The 17,940-nt window shown below is 52.9% G+C and carries 15 protein-coding genes; 2 read left to right on the plus strand and 13 right to left on the minus strand.

Annotated features, from left to right (window positions below):
• Positions 1-76 precede the first annotated feature (76 nt).
• From D467_RS0104090 to D467_RS0104115, 6 genes are all read right to left on the minus strand, one after another.
• Positions 77-892 carry an ABC transporter permease gene (locus D467_RS0104090; protein ID WP_018916241.1) on the minus strand — a complete coding sequence of 272 codons (816 nt, stop codon included), beginning with the start codon at positions 890-892 and terminating at the stop codon, positions 77-79.
• Complete coding sequence (locus tag D467_RS0104095; protein WP_018916242.1) at positions 882-1,847, minus strand: ABC transporter ATP-binding protein; 966 nt, start codon at positions 1,845-1,847, stop codon at positions 882-884. Before D467_RS0104095 ends, D467_RS0104090 begins: the two co-directional genes overlap by 11 nt.
• Positions 1,844-3,040 carry an ABC transporter permease gene (locus D467_RS0104100; RefSeq protein ID WP_018916243.1) on the minus strand — a complete coding sequence of 399 codons (1,197 nt, stop codon included), beginning with the start codon at positions 3,038-3,040 and terminating at the stop codon, positions 1,844-1,846. The genes D467_RS0104095 and D467_RS0104100 overlap by 4 nt, the downstream gene beginning before the upstream one ends.
• A 3-nt stretch (positions 3,041-3,043) precedes the next feature.
• Positions 3,044-3,955 (minus strand): glycine betaine ABC transporter substrate-binding protein OsmF, encoded by a 912-nt coding sequence (gene osmF / locus D467_RS0104105; protein WP_018916244.1) that lies wholly within the window; start codon positions 3,953-3,955, stop codon positions 3,044-3,046.
• 261 nt (positions 3,956-4,216) lie between these two features.
• A complete protein-coding gene (gene cysS, locus D467_RS0104110; RefSeq protein ID WP_018916245.1) occupies positions 4,217-5,620 on the minus strand; it encodes a cysteine--tRNA ligase in 1,404 nt (467 codons plus the stop codon).
• Positions 5,621-5,631: 11 nt separating this feature from the next.
• On the minus strand, positions 5,632-7,311 hold the full coding sequence (locus tag D467_RS0104115; RefSeq protein WP_018916246.1) for a glutamine--tRNA ligase/YqeY domain fusion protein: 1,680 nt from the start codon (positions 7,309-7,311) through the stop codon (positions 5,632-5,634).
• 156 nt (positions 7,312-7,467) lie between these two features.
• Between D467_RS0104115 and D467_RS0104120 the strand changes: the two genes are divergently transcribed.
• On the plus strand, positions 7,468-7,968 hold the full coding sequence (locus tag D467_RS0104120) for a peptidylprolyl isomerase (RefSeq protein ID WP_018916247.1): 501 nt from the start codon (positions 7,468-7,470) through the stop codon (positions 7,966-7,968).
• A 15-nt stretch (positions 7,969-7,983) separates the two neighbouring features.
• Complete coding sequence (locus tag D467_RS0104125; RefSeq protein ID WP_018916248.1) at positions 7,984-8,757, plus strand: UDP-2,3-diacylglucosamine diphosphatase; 774 nt, start codon at positions 7,984-7,986, stop codon at positions 8,755-8,757.
• A gap of 80 nt (positions 8,758-8,837) precedes the next feature.
• On the opposite strand, the gene D467_RS0104130 is transcribed toward D467_RS0104125, so the two are convergent.
• The 7 genes from D467_RS0104130 to D467_RS0104160 form a co-directional block, all read right to left on the minus strand.
• Positions 8,838-10,655, minus strand: a complete 1,818-nt coding sequence (locus D467_RS0104130) for a SurA N-terminal domain-containing protein (RefSeq protein ID WP_018916249.1) — start codon at positions 10,653-10,655, stop codon at positions 8,838-8,840.
• 148 nt (positions 10,656-10,803) lie between these two features.
• Entirely contained in the window at positions 10,804-11,076 is a 273-nt protein-coding gene (gene hbs, locus D467_RS0104135) for a non-specific DNA-binding protein Hbs (protein ID WP_018916250.1), read from the minus strand.
• A 191-nt stretch (positions 11,077-11,267) separates the two neighbouring features.
• Complete coding sequence (gene lon / locus D467_RS0104140) at positions 11,268-13,667, minus strand: endopeptidase La (protein WP_018916251.1); 2,400 nt, start codon at positions 13,665-13,667, stop codon at positions 11,268-11,270.
• 188 nt (positions 13,668-13,855) lie between these two features.
• Complete coding sequence (gene clpX / locus D467_RS0104145) at positions 13,856-15,136, minus strand: ATP-dependent Clp protease ATP-binding subunit ClpX (protein ID WP_018916252.1); 1,281 nt, start codon at positions 15,134-15,136, stop codon at positions 13,856-13,858.
• Positions 15,137-15,210: 74 nt separating this feature from the next.
• A complete protein-coding gene (gene clpP, locus D467_RS0104150) occupies positions 15,211-15,828 on the minus strand; it encodes an ATP-dependent Clp endopeptidase proteolytic subunit ClpP (RefSeq protein WP_018916253.1) in 618 nt (205 codons plus the stop codon).
• 71 nt (positions 15,829-15,899) lie between these two features.
• Positions 15,900-17,252, minus strand: coding sequence for a trigger factor (gene tig / locus D467_RS0104155; RefSeq protein ID WP_018916254.1), 1,353 nt, complete (start codon positions 17,250-17,252; stop codon positions 15,900-15,902).
• A gap of 313 nt (positions 17,253-17,565) precedes the next feature.
• Complete coding sequence (locus tag D467_RS0104160; RefSeq protein ID WP_018916255.1) at positions 17,566-17,940, minus strand: hypothetical protein; 375 nt, start codon at positions 17,938-17,940, stop codon at positions 17,566-17,568.

A 17,940-nucleotide genomic window follows, 5' to 3' on the forward strand; every position in this document is an offset into this window, starting at 1 on the left:
AATAAGGGATTCAACTTAAGACGAAGAGACACGCGACAGCGCGCTTTGAGATGAGGCGACTTAGGCAAGGCGCCGCTTAACGTGTCGAATGACGGGCCAAATCCCCTGGGGAGGACGACAAATGCAGGCGTATCTTGCTTTGTAAGGCATCAAACAGGCTATCGATCGTCAGTGCCAGCAGTGCAATCAGTAGCGCTCCCTGAATAACATACGCCATATTGCCATTGATGATGCCGGCAATAATCGGGTCGCCCAAATTGCTGGCCCCAACTGTTGCCCCCAAGGCAGCGGTGGCAATATTGATCGTCACCGATGTACGAATCCCGGCCAGAATAACCGGCGCGGCAAGCGGAAGTTCTACCTGATAAAGCGTTTGTAACGGCGTCATGCCCATGGCATGGGCAGCCGTTTTCATATCGGCGTCTACATCCTGAAGACCTGTGAGCGTATTGCGGACAATCGGCAGCAGGCCATACAGCATTAACGCCATGATAATGGGCAGCGTACCAAAACCCAGCACCGGCACCGCCAGCGCCAGTACCGCCACCGGTGGAAACGTTTGCCCAAGCGATGCAAGCTGCGACACTAAGGGTAAAAAGTCTTGGCCTTTTTTGCGCGTCACCGCAATACCCGCGCCAACGCCAAGGCTAATAGTGACAATCGCCGCCACTCCCACCACCAGCAGATGACGGCCAAGCAGATCGTAGAAATGCGCGCGCTGATAAATCACCTGCCGGGCATTAGGTTCAAACCACCGAAAGAGCCCTTCTGCATACGGGATACCCAGCACACAGATCGCCAGCAATAAGCCCCAAAGTAGCGGCTGCCCCCATAAGCGATTACTGGGGGATTGCGCTGACAGGCGAGCAGGCTGTTTTACGTTAGGCTTCACGCATACTTCCTTTTTCCAGCTGGGCCTCTTTAACGATTTTGCGCAGCGACAGTTCGCCAATGGGCACATCGTGCTGGTCGACAACAGCAAGGCGGTCGGTATGATCGCGCAGCATCATCGATAGCGCCTGGCGCAGAGAGAAGTCCGCGGGAATACGATACTGTGAAGGCAAGGTGGGTCCCATAGACGACATATGATCTTTGACGCGCGTCAATGCCGCCTGTTTCAAACCGCGCTCCAGTCCACCCAAAAGCGATTCGACAAAGGGGTCCTTCGGGTGCTGCAAAAGCGCCAGCGGTGTGCCCTGCTGCACAATCAAACCGTCACGCATCACCACTAGATGATCGGCAAGTTTTAATGCTTCATCCATATCGTGGGTAACAAATACCACTGTTTTATGCAGGCGAGCTTGAAGACTTGCCAGCTCATCCTGGAGCTTGATGCGGGTAATCGGGTCCAGCGCACCGAAGGGCTCATCCATCAATAGAATATCCGGATCCGCCGCCAGAGCCCGGGCTACTCCTACGCGCTGCGCCTGGCCGCCGGAAAGCTGATGCGGATACTTGTGGGCAAACTCCTCAACGGGCAGGCCAAGCAACTCCATCAGCTCTTTCACACGCGCCTGAATATCCTCAGCCGACCATTTGAGTAGCCGAGGCACCAGGCCGATATTGCGTGCGACCGTCCAATGCGGAAATAAGCCGGTGCTTTGTATCACATAGCCAATCCGGCGGCGCAGCTTGACCGGGTCGTAAGCCTCGATAGCTTGACCATCCAGAATAATATCGCCATCGCTACGCTCGATCAGGCGGTTGATCATACGCAGCGTGGTTGATTTACCGCAGCCCGACGTGCCTACCAGCGCACAAAACTTGCCTTTGGCGATCTTCAAATCAATCGCATTGACCGCCGTTTCATCGCCAAAGCGTTTGGTGACTTGTGATAGCTCAATCATCGAACACCTCCGGGGCGCAGCACTTCAGCCAAGGCACCCAGCCCCGCATCCACCACTAGAGCCAGTATCAAAATAGGCAGTGCGCCAAGCAGCACCATATCCATAGCAGCTTGACCGAGCCCTTGAAATATAAACGTTCCTAGCCCGCCAGCGCCGATTAACGCGGCAACCGCTGTCAATCCTATGGCTTGTACGGTGGTAATACGCACCCCCTCAAGCATAATCGGAAGCGCCAGGGGTAAGCGCACCTGCCAGAACCGCTGGCTGGCGCGCATGCCCATGGCGCTGGCGGCTTCCAGCGTATCAGGGCTGACTTCTTCAAGCGCAATGTAGGTATTGCGCACCATGGGCAGCAGGCTGTAGGCCACCAGTGCAATTAATGCCGGCGTATTACCAATCCCGCTGACCCCTAACTGGGCAAGGATAGGTACGTTAGCGGCCAGCCAGGCAAGCGGCGCCAGCAAAAGGCCAAACAGGGCCAGGCTCGGAATGGTTTGTAAAAAGTTGAGTAGCGCAAAAGCGCTTTTCTGCAGTTTTACAAAGCGTCGCATCAACAACGCCAGTAACGTGCCTACAACGATGCTAATACTGACCGCCACACTTACTAGTAAAATGTGCTCTAACGCTGCCTGGATAAACTGTCGATCACGTGCTTTAAATTCTTGAATCAGCGCCAAATCGCTCAACCATAGCGATGCGCATAGCCACCAGACCAGCCCTATACTCGAGAGTATCACCACCGGCCAAAAGCGCCTCAAGGCGAGTTTTAAGCGCAGCTCAATCAGGCATAGCATCAGGATAAACAACAAAACCCAGTAGCCTGCCCCTATACCTAACCGTGCTTGAGGAAGCTCTGGGTCTATTAAAAAGTGGCCAGCAACCATTAATCCAAACGGCATTAGCGCTAGAATTAACACCACCACCCCAAGGGCTGCCCAGTAATTAGTGCGGCTGGGTTGATAGGCAAGCCCGCCCACCGCGATAATTAATAGCGATGCCAGCAGCACCCCAGGCCAGCCAATGGCATCCATTGCGCTAACACCTGTCGCCTGGACAATTCGATTCGCCGCAACGCTTACTGCGTCCAACCCCCAAACCGCCGCCAGCATCGTCACGCTTAAACTGACTAAAACAACATTAGGGTGCTTGCCACGCCCTAGCCTGGGCGTGGGTAGCGCATCCAAAAGCGACATTAATTAGTTATCCAGACTGTCGAGATAGTCGTTGGCGACTTGATCCGCCGATAGGCCATTAACGGCTACGTTGGCATTGAGTTCCTGCAGGGTTACTTCATCAAGAGTTGAAAAAACCTTTTCAAGAAGCGGCTTGATATCCGGATAGGCGTCTAAAACGCTTTCACGCACAACAGGCGCCGGCTGATACACCGGCTGAACGCCTCGGGTATCCTCTAACACCACCAGACCCAGCGCATTTAATCCACCGTCGGTCCCATAAGTCATGGCACCATTAACTCCGCTGGTCTGTTGGGCGGCGGCGCGCATTGTCGCGGCGGTATTGCCCCCTGAAAGTACCAGCAGCTGATCTGCCGTCAGTTCAAACCCGTAAGCCTCCTGAAACGCAGGGAGCGCTTGGGCGGACTCAACGAACTCAGCGCTGGCTGCGAATTTGAAATCCCCACCATCAGCGATATAGGCGGCTAAATCATCCAGCGTTTTTAAATTATGCTCACTCGCCACATCTTCACGAATACTCATGGCCCAAGTGTTATTGGCACTCGCCGGCGTTAACCACACCAACCCGTTTTGAGCATCCTGTTCGCGTACGGTCTGGTAGGCCTGTTCGGGGTCTTTCCACACATCACTGTCAGCCATGTCAAAGAAGAACGCGCCGTTACCGGTATATTCAGGGTACAGATCTATTTCACCGGTCGTCAGCGCAGTACGCACAACATTGGTCGCCCCCAGCTGTAGACGGTTTTCAGTGGCGATACCGTTGCGCTCCAGCGTCTGAATGATCAGCTCGCCCAGCACGGCACCTTCCGTATCGATCTTGGAAGACACCACGACGGGGTCGTTCGCGCTCGCTTGAGAGAGTGTTACCAGCGAGAGGCTGGTCACCAATAGCAAAGGTTTCATTGTAAAGCGCATCTTGGCAATCCTTTAGTAGACGTCTTTATTGAAGGGGTCGTTGCTGAGCGTTGTAGGCAAACTGACGCTCACGCCAGCTTGCCTACACATCCTGGCATTTACAGGTTCTACATTTATAAATGCTGTGTTTATAAACCCCGTATCTATAAACCCTGTCCTTACGAAGCGTGAATTTATAAATACTGAGGTTATAAACTCCAGTATAAGAGGCATTTGCGCGGATGCCAGACGCTGCTACTGCGGCGCCTGGCCTACATATGCCTATTGCGGAGCTTCAACCACCCAGGTGGTTCCTTCCCGGGAGTCTTTCAGAATAATGCCTAACGCAGCCAATTCGTCACGAATGGCATCCGCCTGGGCAAAATCCTTGTCCGCTTTCGCCGCTTGCCGCTGAGCAATCTTTTCTTCAATTGCCGTTTCGCTTAACGCAGCGGTTTGCGATTGCGTACCCTTTAAAAACGCCTGGGGTGCTTGCTGAAGAAGGCCCAATAGGCCGGCGAGCTGTTTAAGCTCAGCGGCCAGCGGACGGGCTTTTTCAGGCGCTTCGCTCTTGGCGCGATTCAAGTCCCGGGCCAAGTCAAAGAGCACGGCAAGCGCTTCAGGCGTATTGAAGTCATCATCCATCACGGCCGTGAAGCGCTCTCGATAGTTGCCGACAGCGTCTGCCTGAGCATCCTGGCTATCGCTCTCCACGCCTTCCAGCGCGGTGTAAAAGCGCGTTAGCGACTTTCTGGCTTCATGCAGTGAATCGATCGAGTAGTTGATCGCGCTCCGGTAGTGGCTGGCCACTAACAAATAGCGCACTACCTCCGGGTCGTGATCAACCAGCACATCGCGAATAGTGAAAAAGTTGCCCAGGGATTTCGACATCTTTTCCTGATTAACCCGCACAGCACCCGCATGCATCCAGGTATTGACGTAAGTTTTACCCGTCGCGGCTTCCGACTGGGCAATTTCGTTTTCATGGTGGGGGAAAGTCAAATCAGGCCCACCGCCATGAATATCGAAAGTATCGCCCAGGCAGCAGGTCGACATGGCGGAGCACTCAATATGCCAGCCAGGACGGCCGTTGCCCCAAGGAGACGGCCAGTGTGCTTCACCCGGTTTTGCGGCCTTCCAGAGCACAAAATCGAGCGGATCTTCTTTATGAATATCCACATCAACCCGTGCGCCTGAGCGCATGTCATCGAGCTGGCGGTTATTGAGCTTGCCGTAATCGGTAAATTTACGCACCCGGTAGTACACATCGCCGTTGTCAGCGGGGTAGGCGAAACCTTTAGCAATTAGCGTTTCGATCATCGCGACGATATCGCCAATATGCCCCGTTGCCCGGGGCTCATGGCTGGGAGGCAGCACATTCAGCCGCGCTTCATCTTCATGCATGGCGTCAATCATGCGTTCCGTAAGCGCGGTAATGCTTTCTCCATTTTCCTCGGCACGCTTGAGGATCTTATCGTCGATATCGGTGATGTTACGTACGTAGGTAACATCGTAGTCCCGGTGGCGTAGATAGCGGGTAATGACATCAAACGCGACCATGACGCGCGCATGGCCAAGGTGACAATAGTCATACACCGTCATGCCGCAGACATACATGCTCACTTTACCCGCGACCAGCGGAGTAAATGGTTCTTTGCGACGCGTCAGCGTATTGTAAATTTGCATATGACTATTCCTTAGCCTTTCTGTTTGATTTTCGCCCAGCTATCTTTTAATCCTACGGTACGGTTAAACACCAGCTGACCCGGTTTGGACAGGTGGCGGTCAGCACAGAAGTAGCCTACCCGCTCAAACTGAAAACGTGCTTCAGACGCTGCATCGGCAAGGCTCGGTTCACCAATCGCCTGGCATACGCTGAGTGATTCTGGATTCAGGTGTTCCAGGAAATCGACGTCTTTATCACGGTCAGGCTGCTCTACCATAAACAGGTTGTCATACAGGCGTACTTCCATGGGAACGCCGTGAGCCGCACTCACCCAGTGAATGACACCTTTGACCTTACGCCCTTCCGGGTTTTTACCTAACGTATCAAAATCAACTGAACAGTGAAGCTCAGTGATCTCGCCCGCCGCGTCTTTAATCACATCATCACAACGGATGACGTAGCTATTGCGTAGGCGGACTTCTTTACCTGGTGCCAAGCGGAAGAACTTCTTGGGCGCATCTTCCATAAAGTCGTCCTGGTCGATGTAAAGCTCTCGACTAAACGGCACTTTGCGCATCGGCATATCGTCACGCGCGGGGTGGCCCGGCACTTCGTACACCTCTTCATGACCTTCAGCCACGTTGGTTAGGACCACTTTAAGCGGCTTCAATACGCACATGGCACGCGGCGCGTTATCTTCAAGATCCGAGCGAATGGCGTGCGTCAGCATGGCAATATCCACCAGCCCACCATCAGCGCGGGTTACCCCGATCATTTCGCAGAATTTACGAATAGAGGCAGCGGTATAACCACGGCGGCGCATACCGGAAATCGTCGGCATCCGCGGATCATCCCAGCCGTCCACAATCTGCTCGTCAACCAACAGCTTCAATTTGCGCTTGGAGGTCAGCGTGTAATCAAGATTCAGGCGTGCAAACTCGATCTGGCGCGGTTTTGCAGGCACCGGCAGATTGTTAAGGAACCACTCATACAGGGGACGGTGGTCTTCAAACTCGAGAGTACAAATCGAGTGGGTAATCCCTTCGATCGCATCCGACTGGCCATGGGTAAAATCATAGGAAGGATAGATCTTCCATTTATCGCCCGTCTGGTGGTGGCTTGCATGACGAATGCGATACAGGATCGGATCGCGCAGGTTGATGTTGGGCGATGCCATATCGATTTTAGCGCGCAAGACTTTCTCGCTTTCGCCAAATTCACCGGCGCGCATACGCTCCAGCAGATCCAGGTTTTCCTCAACGCTGCGTTCGCGGTAAGGGCTTGGCTTACCGGGTGCCGTTAACGTGCCGCGATACTCACGAATCTCATCGGGTGAAAGGTCATCGACATAGGCCTTATCTTCGCGAATCAGGTGCTGCGCCCAGGCGTAAAGCTGATCAAAGTAGTCTGAGGCAAAGCGAACCGGACCCGCCCAGTTAAAGCCTAACCAGCTGACGTCCTCTTTGATGGCATCGATATACGCCTGCTCTTCTTTTGCGGGGTTGGTGTCGTCAAAACGCAGATGACAGTCACCACCCATTTGCTCCGCCAACCCGAAGTTCAAGCAGATCGATTTTGCATGACCGATGTGCAGAAAGCCGTTGGGCTCAGGGGGGAAACGTGTCACGATTTTTGTGACCTGGCCGCCCTCGATTTCGTCGCGTACTTGGTTGCGAATGAAGTTCGGCGCTGGGGTGGTCTCGTTGGTCATGGTGGTGTTGAAAACCTCGTGGTGGATGGCGTGCCAGGCAACCAGTACCTACGCTAATCGGGTTAGCGCTTCGCGGTGCAGGGCAAAACCGCTATTATAGCGTGACGCCGATGCACAGCGCCAAGGCGAACGCCTTTATTGAACAGGAATTTATCTATGATCGTATTACAGACGAACCACGGTGACATCACTATCGCGCTTAATCATGAAAAAGCGCCGGTAACAGCGGCTAACTTTGAGCAGTATGTTCGTGACGGCTTCTACGATGGCACACTGTTTCACCGGGTCATCGACGGATTCATGGTCCAAGGCGGTGGCTTTGACCAGGACTTTAATCAGAAGCCTACGCGTGACCCGATCGAAAATGAAGCGGATAACGGCTTGAAAAATACCGTTGGCACGCTGGCCATGGCCCGCACCCAGGATCCGAACTCGGCTACCGCTCAGTTTTTTATCAATGTGGGCGACAACAGCTTTTTAGACCATAGCGGCAAAAGCCTGCAAGGCTGGGGTTACGCGGTTTTCGGTGAAGTAGTTGAAGGTATGGATGTGGTTAACGCTATCAAGGGCGTGAGCACTACTCGCCGTGGCATGCACGCCGATGTGCCAGCGGAAGATGTGATCATTGAGCGTGCCTATGTAAAAGAAGCGGAATAACCCTTCGGGAGTTTTATGCGCACACTGCTTGTAGCTGATATGCACCTAAGCAGCGATACCCCTGAGATCAATCAGGGGTTTTATCGCTATTTGGAACACACTGCTCAAGGAGCCAATGCCCTTTATATACTGGGCGATCTTTTTGATGCATGGATTGGCGATGACCTGCTTGATACTCAGCACCCGCTGAGTGCAGTGGCTCATGAGGTTATCCAACGCTTACGCCAGCTAAGCGATAACGGTACAGCCATTTACATAATGCATGGCAACCGGGATTTCTTATTAGGTGATCGCTTTATCAATGCCTGCCAGGCATCGCTTCTCTCGGATGTACAGGAAGTGGAGCTGGAAGGCCTGCCGGTTGCCCTGCTGCATGGCGACAGCTTATGCACCAAGGATGAGGCCTACATGGCCTTTCGCCAGCAGTCGCGCAATCCTGCATGGCAGGCTCAAATACTGGCCCTGCCGTTTGAGCAGCGCCTGGAGCTGGCTAAGAGCTTGCGGTTACAGTCGGGTGATGCCAATGCCAACAAGGCTGAGGCGATCATGGATGTGACCCAGGAAGAAGTCGTGGCACTGATGGAGCGCTTCGGCCTTACTACCATGATTCATGGCCATACCCATCGGCCGAAGGTGCACGACCTTACGGTGGAAGATGTGCCTGCCAAGCGCTTTGTGCTGGGTGATTGGAATAATCAGCACGGCTGGGATGTGATCATTGAACGATCAGACCACAATACCATGCCAAACTTGCGCCAGTTTGACCTGACAACGCCTCCAGCGGCTTAGTCTGTTCATAATCTAGCGATAAAAAAAGCCGATCAATTTGATCGGCTTTTTATCTTAGGCGCTCGTCTTACGTGAGTAGACTAGCGCTTGATATCGGCATCCTGATGCAGGTTGTCAATCAACCCCTGAATCACTGCCTGAGCCCTTAACTGCTCTGACATTTGCGCGACAAAACCTGACATCTGTTCGTCAACCTCACCGTCAGAGACCTCATCCAAGGCCACCACGGCAACGCCCTGCGGCAACACGACTGCCCGGTAAAGGCTCTCGCCATCTTCCGGATGCGGCATGCGGAAGGCTTCCTGCACCAATGCCTGAGGCAATGCGCTCTCCGACTGGCGGCTCACATTGGCGGCCTCCAGCCAATCGACATCGACCGACTCACCGGCATTAAGCTCAGCGGTCATGGCTCGTGCCTGCTCCAGCACGGCCTGCTGGCGCTGTTCAGCCGCGACGGATTGCTCTACTTCATCGCGCACTTCATCCAGACCAATCAACGTTGCATCGCGATGCTCTGCTACACGAAGCACCAGGCGACGGTCATCATCCAATTCGATGACTTCGCTGTTATAGCCATCTTCCAAGACTTCGTCGCTAAAGGCTTCATCCAGCACGCCTGGCTCAGAAAGGACGCCTTCCCCTTCACCACGGGCAAGCCAGTCGGTCTGATTGAGGGTTAGGTCCAGCTGGTCGGCAACGCTTTGCAAATCTTCAGCGGCGAAACTTTCATCAATCAGCTGCTGCACTTTGGTATTAAACGTGTCATTGACTTCAGTCAGGGCAACGTTCTGGCGCAGCATCTCACGCTGCTCTTCAAATGAAGGCGCATCGATTTCGGTCACTTGAAGGATATGGAATGCACCGTCAATCTCCACCACCGAAGAAGTGTCTCCTTCTTCGAGGGCAAAGGCGGCATTATCAAACTCCTCGCCAAAAATGCCGCGCGAAATCGTGCCTAAATCTCCGCCCTCTTCGGCACTCACGGTATCATCAGAGTAACGCAGAGCGGTGTCAGCAAAGGTTTCACCGCTTTCCAGATCGCTTTTTGCGGTTTCAGCAATCTCGCGCGCTTCATCGCGAGTGCGCTCATCGCCAAATGCCACCATGATATGCGAGATACGCCGATCGGCATTTTGATTCTGTTCACGCCACGCATTGCGCAGAGTTTGTTCATCGACATCGCTTTCAGAAGCCATCGCCTGGCGATCAATCAGCACATACTCGACGCGCACTTGCTCAGGACGCTCAAAGCGCTCCTGGTTGGCATCGTAGTAGGCTTGCACCTGCTCGTCAGTGACATTGGTCTCGATATTGGCGTTATCGTTATCCAACAAAACATAACGGAAACTGCGCTGCTGACGCTGCAGCTCCGCTAAACGATTCTGTTCGCTTGGCAGGCTAAAATCACTGAACGCCAGACCTTGCTGCAAGTGCTGACGTTTGATGTCAACCCGCAGGTCTTGCCGAAATGAAACGGGCGTGTAGCCTGCGCCTGCCAGACGGTTGCGGAAAATCTCAGCTGAGAAACGGCCTTCCTGGTCATGAAACTCGGGCAGGCCAACAATGATCTGATCTAGCTGTGCATCGGAAACAAAAAAACCGCCGTCATCGGCGTACTGCGTTAGCAGTTGCTGTGTAATCAGCTGATCAAGCATGTCATTGCGTAACGCGCGTTCCTGCTCTGGCGGCACTTGGCCAGAGCGCAGCGCCCGCTGCACTTCAAGCTCCACCTGCTGACGCATGATGGGCTCGCCGTTAACGCTTGCGACCTCATTGGGATCACTACCAAAGACACTAAACAGGGATTCCACCCCAAACAGCGCCATGGCAGCTACCATGAGACCGATAATAATTTTGGCGCCCCAGCTTCTGGAGCCATTTCGAATACTTTGCAGCATGCTAGCCTCAGATAAACACAGCCATACAAATAAACCTTAATGTTGCCCGAAAGTTGTTTTCGGATAACCCCTTAAATACCAGGCCAAAAAATAACATGGGCGCATCGCGGATGCGATGCGCCCATTAGATTACTTAAACACAGATCAATTAATTGACGGCGTCTTTCAGCGCCTTGCCTGCTTTGAAGCTGGGTACTTTAGCAGCTTTGATCTCAATAGGCTGACCAGTCTGCGGGTTACGACCAGTACGTGCAGCACGTTCTTTAATTGCGAAGGTACCAAAACCTACCAGTGAAACGCCTTCACCTTTTTTGAGGCTCTCGGTGACAGACTCCACCATGGCATCCAATGCGCGGGTTGCCGCTGCTTTAGGAATATCGGCAGACGCGGCAATGGCTTCAATCAGCTCGGACTTATTCACACTTCACCCCTTAACTGTTTCAAAAAAATGGCTCTGAACGGCATGGCCACCAGAAGGTACAACCTCAAAGCATAGCTGCGTTTTATAGCAATGCCTTGAAACACCTGTCAAGCAACCACACCGTGAAATGCCCGCCGCACAAGGCATTGGGCAAATTCATTAAGTAAAATTAAAGACCAATGGCTTTAAAATTAATGGGTATTGGCGACGGCGGCGTCAAACGATGGCTCGGAGCTCTTTAACGGCGCACCTTCATCGTTTTCATTACTTACTAACGCCACTGCCAATACATCATCTATCCAGCGTACCGGGCGAATATCAAGTACCCCTTTGATATTTTCCGGTACTTCCTTGAGATCACGACGGTTTTCTTCAGGAATCAAGACAGTCTTTATACCACCGCGGCGGGCTGCCAGCAATTTCTCCTTCAAGCCGCCAATCGGCAGAACCTCACCACGCAGGTTCACTTCACCTGTCATGGCGACATCGCAACGTACCGCACGCTGTGTATAGGCCGACACCATTGCCGTAACCATCGCCACGCCCGCGCTGGGGCCGTCTTTAGGCGTCGCGCCTTCAGGCACGTGGATATGCAGGTCCTCAACCTCAAACCGCGCAGGGTCGATACCAAAGCCTTTAGCGCGCGCTTTGACAACCGTTTGCGCCGCGCTAACCGACTCTTTCATGACATCGCCCAGCGAGCCGGTTTTATGGATGCGCCCTTTACCCGGCGTAACCACCGACTCGATGCTTAAAAGCTCACCGCCCACCGATGTCCAGGCAAGCCCTGTCACCCGGCCGATCTGATCATCCTGCTCTGCCAACCCGTAGCTGTAGCGCCTAACGCCCGCGTAAGTCTCAATTTGCTCGGCAGATAGAACCTGCTGCTCTTCAAGCGCCTTGCTCTCAAGACGCTCACGAAGCACCTTACGGCTCACCTTCGCGATCTGACGCTCTAGCTCACGTACACCGGCTTCACGCGTGTAATAACGAATAAGCTCTAACAGCGCATCATCTTGAAGCGCCAGCTCGTCGGTTTTCAGGCCATTAGCCGCAAGCTGCTTAGGCAGCAGGTATCGCCGTGCGATCGCAAGCTTCTCATCTTCGGTGTAGCCAGGCAGACGAATAATTTCCATACGATCCAAAAGCGGACCAGGAATATTCATGGAGTTGGCAGTACAGATGAACAGCGTTTCCGAGAGATCGTAATCGAGCTCAAGGTAGTGATCGCTGAAACTGTTGTTCTGCTCTGGATCCAACACTTCAAGCAGCGCCGAGGCGGGGTCACCGCGGTGATCCATACCTAACTTATCAACTTCATCCAGCAAAAATAGCGGGTTCTTGACGCCCGCACGGCTCATGCGCTGCATCAACTTGCCGGGCAGCGAGCCGATATAAGTGCGCCGGTGACCACGAATTTCCGATTCATCGCGCACGCCGCCAAGCGCCAAGCGCACGTACTTGCGATTCGTCGCCCGCGCAATGGACTGACCCAAAGAGGTCTTACCCACCCCTGGCGGGCCTACCAGACACAGCACCGGGCCTTTCATCTTGCGAACGCGCTTTTGCACGGCCAGGTACTCAAGAATGCGCGCCTTGACTTCTTCCAGGCCGTAATGATCCTCATCAAGCACCTCTTGCGCTTTGACTAGATCATGCTTCACACGCGTACGTTTTTTCCAAGGTACTGCTATCAACCAGTCAAGATAGGAGCGTACAACGGTCGACTCGGCAGAGTTCGTGGCCATCATTTTGAGCTTGTTGAGCTCTTGAGTCGCTTTGGCGGCGGCCTCTTGGGGCATGCCTGACTCTTTGATCGCCTTCTCGTACTTTTCCGCCTCGTTAGGCACGTTGTCGAGCTCACCCATTTCTTTCTGGATGGCCTTCATCTGCTCGTTGAGGTAGTACTCGCGCTGTGTTTTCTCCATCTGCTCTTTAACCCGCGAGCGGATGCGCTTTTCTACCTGAAGCAGATCAATTTCGGACTCGATCAACGCCATGAGGTGTTCGATGCGATCACGCACCCGATCCATCTCTAAAAGCTCTTGCTTATCGCCAATTTTCAGCGATAAGTGGGCACAGATGGTATCCACCAAACGGCTTGGGTCCTCAATACCTGATAGCGAGTTAAGCACCTCGTTAGGCACTTTTTTGGACAGCTTGACGTATTGCTCGAACTGATTAAGCAGCACACGTACAAGCGCTTCCTGCTCGCGACTACTTAGTGGCTCGCTCTCACGCGGAGAAAGGTGCGCCTGAGTGTAGCCCGCTTCGTTCTCTTCGATCTCAAGTACATCTGCGCGAAAACTGCCCTCTATCAGCACTTTTACCGTGCCATCAGGAAGTTTCAGCAGCTGCATAATATCCGCCACGGTTCCCATGGCGTAAAGATCAGCGTTATCCGGCTCGTCCTGGGAAGCTTCGCGTTGAGCCACCAGCAATACACGCTTATCAGCTTCCATCGCCGCTTCAAGCGCTTGGATCGACTTTTCACGACCCACAAATAGTGGAATAACCATCTGCGGGTAAACCACGACATCCCGCAATGGTAATAGGGGTAGACATTGAGTCTGTTCGGCGTTCTGCTGCATCGCAGACGTTCCTCAACAAATCGGATGAGTACTCGATAAAACGTAGCCAAGTACATCACTGTATGAAAAGTACTACGCAGTGTAGAGCATGCTACGCAGTGACACCTTATGAACAACAAGGGGCCGCCTAGGCGACCCCTCGAATTGGCGCAAGCGGTTAAAGCTAGGCCGCGGCTATTGATTCATTACTAGCCATCAGTGCCATCAACCTTCGCTTCTTCCTGCTTTGAGTACACTAAAAGCGGCTCGCTTTCACCAGCAATTACCGAACCATCGATAACCACCTTGCTGACGTTTTCCAATGAAGGAATTTCATACATGGTGTCAAGCAATACTGATTCAAGGATCGAGCGTAGGCCACGTGCACCTGTTTTACGCTCCATTGCCTTGGCAGCAACCGCCCGCAACGCCTCATCTCGGAACTCAAGCGTTACGCCTTCCATTTCGAAGAGCTTCGCATACTGCTTGATGAGAGAGTTTTTAGGCTCTGTCAAAATCTGCACCAGCGCATCTTCGGTAAGCTCGGTTAGCGTCGCGATCACCGGAAGACGACCAACGAACTCTGGAATCAAACCAAATTTTACCAGATCCTCAGGTTCGACATCCGCCAACAGCTCGCCCACACCGCGCGATGACTCTTTGCTTTTTACGCTGGCGTTGAAGCCGATGCCGCCTTTTTCAGCACGGTCACGGATAACCTTATCCAGCCCAGCAAAAGCACCGCCCACAATGAACAGAATATTGCCGGTATTAACCTGAACAAATTCCTGCTGTGGATGCTTACGCCCGCCTTGAGGCGGTACAGAAGCCGTGGTGCCCTCAATCAGTTTGAGTAGCGCCTGCTGCACGCCCTCGCCCGATACATCGCGTGTAATGGACGGGTTATCGGACTTGCGTGAAATCTTGTCGATTTCATCAATGTAAACAATACCGCGTTCGGCCTTCTCTACATCGTAGTCGCATTTTTGCAGCAGTTTTTGGATGATGTTTTCAACATCTTCACCCACATAACCTGCTTCGGTCAGCGTTGTTGCATCCGCAATGGTGAAAGGTACGTTCAATAAACGCGCCATGGTTTCCGCGAGCAGCGTTTTACCGCTACCGGTCGGGCCGATGAGCAGAATATTGGATTTACCTAGTTCTACATCGCCATCACGTACATCCGTTTTAAGACGCTTGTAGTGGTTATAAACCGCTACAGACAGCACCATCTTGGCGCGGTCTTGTCCGATGACGTAGTCGTCCAGGGTATGACGTATTTCGCGAGGCGTAGGTAAACGCTCCTCATCGCTCTCGGCATCGGCTTCGAGAACTTCCTCGCGAATGATGTCATTACATAAGTCGACACACTCATCGCAGATATATACGGACGGGCCAGCAATTAGCTTACGTACTTCGTTTTGGTTTTTTCCGCAAAACGAGCAGTAAAGCAGTTTGCCACCTTCGTCCTTGCCTTTGCCGTCGGCCATTCGCGTACCTCTGTCACTGCGGCGGCTTACACCGCCATAAAAGCTCGTTAGAAAAGCAAAACCTCATCACGCTATCAGGATGTAGGCCGCTTATCCAGCACTGCGTCAATCAAGCCATACTCTTGAGCTCTATTGGCGCTCATAAAGTTATCACGGTCAGTATCACGGGAAACCGTTTCTAAATCCTGGCCAGTATGGTGCGCCAAAATCTGGTTTAGCTTCTCGCGGATACCTAAAATCTCACGGGTATGGATTTCGATATCGGAAGCCTGACCCTGATAGCCACCCAGCGGCTGATGAATCATAACGCGTGAGTTGGGAAGGCAATAACGTTTGCCTGCCGCACCTGCTGTTAACAGCAGCGCGCCCATACTGGCCGCTTGACCAATACACACAGTCGATACATCGGGTTTAACAAACTGCATGGTGTCGTAGATCGACATACCTGCAGTTACCGAACCGCCCGGTGAATTGATATAAAGGTGAATATCCTTGTCGGGATTTTCCGACTCAAGGAATAACATCTGAGCGACCACCAGGTTAGCCATGTAGTCTTCAACCGGGCCAACCAAGAAAATGACACGCTCTTTCAGCAGACGCGAGTAAATATCATAGGCTCTTTCCCCTTTGGCGCTCTGCTCAACCACCATGGGCACTAAACCGCCGGCGTTTTGAATATCAAATTCACTCATTAAGGTGATTCCTTGCGTCCGATAAGGGAAAGGCGCACCACCGCAAGCGGTGCGCCGCGCTGATGGGTAACTTAGGCGTCCGCTTTCTCGCCTTCTTCAGCACCCTCGTCTTGCTCAGCCTGTTGCTGAGCGGCAGCTAGTGCTTGCTGATAAGACATTTCAACGTCTTTAACGTTCGTTTGCTCAAGCAGCTTGTCTACCGCTTTCTCTTCGAGAATGGCAGATTTTACCTGAGTTTTCAGCTGATCGTTGCTCATGTAGTACTCAACAACCTCGGAAGGATCCTGGTACTGCTCGGCCAGCTCTTCTACTTTCGCTTTGATAGCAGCATCGTCAGCGTCAAGCTCATTAGCTTTGATTACTTCAGCCAGCAGAAGGCCTACCTGAACGCGACCTTTAGCCTGCTCTTCAAAAAGCTCATTGGGCAGCTGGCTAACATCGAAGTCTTCGCCCAGGCCAAACTGCTGTGCCGCTTGACGCTTCATGGCATCGGTTTCTTGCTGAACCAGTGCGCTCGGCACCATGATGTCATTGGCTTTTTTCAGCGCGTCCAGCACTTGCTGCTTAACACGATTATCGACGGCTTGCGTCGCTTCACGAGTCATGTTTTTCTTAATTTCAGCGCGGAATTTTTCCTGGTCGCCATCTTCAACGCCAAAGCGCTCAATGAAGGCAGCATCAATTTCAGGCAGTTTCTGCGTGCTGACTTTATGAACCGTAACGTTAAAGCTTGCTTCTTTACCAGCCAAGTGCTCGGCCTGGTAGTCGTCCGGGAAGGTCACCTTGATAGTTTTCTCTTCACCGGCTTTAGAACCGATCAACTGCTCTTCAAAGCCCGGGATAAAGCTGTTGGAGCCAATGACCAAGGCGTGGCCTTCAGCACTGCCACCTTCAAACGGCTCATCGCCCAGGAAACCCTGGAAATCGATAGTCACCTGATCGCCATCAGCTGCCGGCGCATCAGTTTCCTGCCAATCGGCATTCTGCTTACGCAGCGTTTCGATCATTTCATCAACGTCAGCATCGCTTACGCTAACTACCGGACGCTCAACATCGGTACCTTCAATAGATGCCAGCTCAACCTGCGGGTAGATTTCCATGATCGCTACGAACTCGAGATCTTTGCCAGCCTGATTCACCTGCGGCTCAATCTGCGGGTAGCCAGCCGGGTTAAGACCTTCTTCGGTGATGGCACGTACATAGCGCTCGCGCATCACTTCACCCACCACTTCACTGCGGACGCTGTCGCTGTAGCGCTGACGAACAACGGACATCGGCACGTGGCCCTGACGGAAACCGTTCAGGCGCACGTTTTTCGCGGTGTCTATCAGGCGAGCACTGACAGCCTCGTCGATTTCGGCAGCCGGTACTTGAATAGTAATACGGCGTTCGATCTGGGAGGTCGTCTCGACGGAAACTTGCATGAATTGTCCTCTAGCGGCTGGGCGTTATGTTAGCTGTGTTTAAATAAATTCTAAGGGGCAATTTTAAGAACCCTGACGCAAGGTGGCAAGCGCCATGCTCGCAAGATGGGGGCACAGCGATTAATTACAAGGGAATAAGTGACTAATTTATTACTTTTAGACCTTGGCCAATGAATTAATTGCTCAATAAGATACGCCACCTGCCTCCTAGCACCTCGTTATCAGCCATCGTAACGATACTGATAACCCTTCATCAAGATTTACCCTTCTTAGAGTATTACCTTTCATCAAAACGACTGCACAATGTGAAGCATTATATGCGGGCTTTAGGCTTCCACCACAAGCTTACCGCATGGACCAATAAACCACAGGTAGCGGCATGGGAGATAAACACCTGCCAGCTAATCCAGGCCGTATACAGGGCGTGCCAGACACCCATGATCGCAGCACCAACTATCATCATTAGCGCAAGTCTTAGACACAGCCTGGGCAGCTTCCTTCGACCCTCACTGGTTAACATACGCCACTGCGCTATTGCGGCACTGGCGACCAATACTACCGCCATTATAATCAGCGTTTGGCGCGTACCATATCCACCCGCCATGAAGCGTGGCAAAGACGCCAGCATCACAACACATAGCCCCAGCGCAACGCTGACACGCTCAGCTGAATAAGGCATTGTCTGCAT

This window comes from Vreelandella zhanjiangensis DSM 21076 (assembly GCF_000377665.1).
GTDB lineage: Bacteria > Pseudomonadota > Gammaproteobacteria > Pseudomonadales > Halomonadaceae > Vreelandella > Vreelandella zhanjiangensis.

Excerpts from the sequence above, each read along its gene's own strand:
- tig (WP_018916254.1), bottom strand. The coding sequence starts at position 17,252 with ATGCAAGTTTCCGTCGAGACGACCTCCCAGATCGAACGCCGTATTACT.
- D467_RS0104160 (WP_018916255.1), bottom strand. The coding sequence starts at position 17,940 with ATGCAGACAATGCCTTATTCAGCTGAGCGTGTCAGCGTTGCGCTGGGG.
- cysS (WP_018916245.1), bottom strand. The coding sequence starts at position 5,620 with ATGCAAATTTACAATACGCTGACGCGTCGCAAAGAACCATTTACTCCG.
- lon (WP_018916251.1), bottom strand. The coding sequence starts at position 13,667 with ATGCAGCAGAACGCCGAACAGACTCAATGTCTACCCCTATTACCATTG.
- clpX (WP_018916252.1), bottom strand. The coding sequence starts at position 15,136 with ATGGCCGACGGCAAAGGCAAGGACGAAGGTGGCAAACTGCTTTACTGC.
- osmF (WP_018916244.1), bottom strand. The coding sequence starts at position 3,955 with ATGCGCTTTACAATGAAACCTTTGCTATTGGTGACCAGCCTCTCGCTG.
- D467_RS0104115 (WP_018916246.1), bottom strand. The coding sequence starts at position 7,311 with ATGACCAACGAGACCACCCCAGCGCCGAACTTCATTCGCAACCAAGTA.
- D467_RS0104125 (WP_018916248.1), top strand. The coding sequence starts at position 7,984 with ATGCGCACACTGCTTGTAGCTGATATGCACCTAAGCAGCGATACCCCT.
- D467_RS0104130 (WP_018916249.1), bottom strand. The coding sequence starts at position 10,655 with ATGCTGCAAAGTATTCGAAATGGCTCCAGAAGCTGGGGCGCCAAAATT.
- D467_RS0104095 (WP_018916242.1), bottom strand. The coding sequence starts at position 1,847 with ATGATTGAGCTATCACAAGTCACCAAACGCTTTGGCGATGAAACGGCG.
- D467_RS0104100 (WP_018916243.1), bottom strand. The coding sequence starts at position 3,040 with ATGTCGCTTTTGGATGCGCTACCCACGCCCAGGCTAGGGCGTGGCAAG.
- clpP (WP_018916253.1), bottom strand. The coding sequence starts at position 15,828 with ATGAGTGAATTTGATATTCAAAACGCCGGCGGTTTAGTGCCCATGGTG.
- D467_RS0104120 (WP_018916247.1), top strand. The coding sequence starts at position 7,468 with ATGATCGTATTACAGACGAACCACGGTGACATCACTATCGCGCTTAAT.